The 551-nt window shown below is 67.7% G+C and carries 1 protein-coding gene; it reads right to left on the bottom strand.

The genetic code is table 11. The features are described 5' to 3' along the window. Positions 1-46: 46 nt before the first annotated feature. On the bottom strand, positions 47-551 hold a 505-nt coding region (locus ACT3TZ_RS15250; RefSeq protein ID WP_444584258.1), incomplete at its 5' end, for a transposase.

Genomic DNA, 551 nt, shown 5'->3' on the forward strand with positions numbered 1-551 from the left:
CGGGGTCAAGTCCCTGGAAGTGGTGTAGCGATCCTTCGCTGAGAGGTCAGGCAGTCAGGGCTGGCAGGGAGCTTGTGGTGACCTCCTCGGTGCTGGTGTCGGGGACGAGGCTGAGGCGGCAGCGGGCGAGGACGTCCAGTCCGAGGTAGCGGCGTCCTTCGGCCCACTCATCGGTCTGTTCGGCCAGGACCGCGCCGACGAGTCGGACGATCGCCTCGCGGGTGGGGAAGATGCCGACGGAGTCCGTGCGGCGACGGATCTCCTTGTTCAGCCGCTCGGTGGGATTGTTCGACCAGATCTGGACCCACACGTCCTTGGGGAACGCCGTGAACGCGAGCAGATCAGCTCGAGCGGCGTCGAGGTGCTCGGCGACGGCCGGGAGCTTCTCGCTGACGTAGTCCAGGAGGCGGTCGAACTGGGCGTTCACCGCTGCCGCGTCGGGCTGGTCATAGACGCTGTGCAGCATCGCCTTCACCGCCGGCCACATGCTCTTCGGCGTCACGGCCATGAGGTTCGCGGCGTAGTGGGTGCGACACCGCTGCCAGGCCGCG

The organism is Brachybacterium sp. AOP25-B2-12, assembly GCF_052378625.1.
GTDB lineage: Bacteria > Actinomycetota > Actinomycetes > Actinomycetales > Dermabacteraceae > Brachybacterium.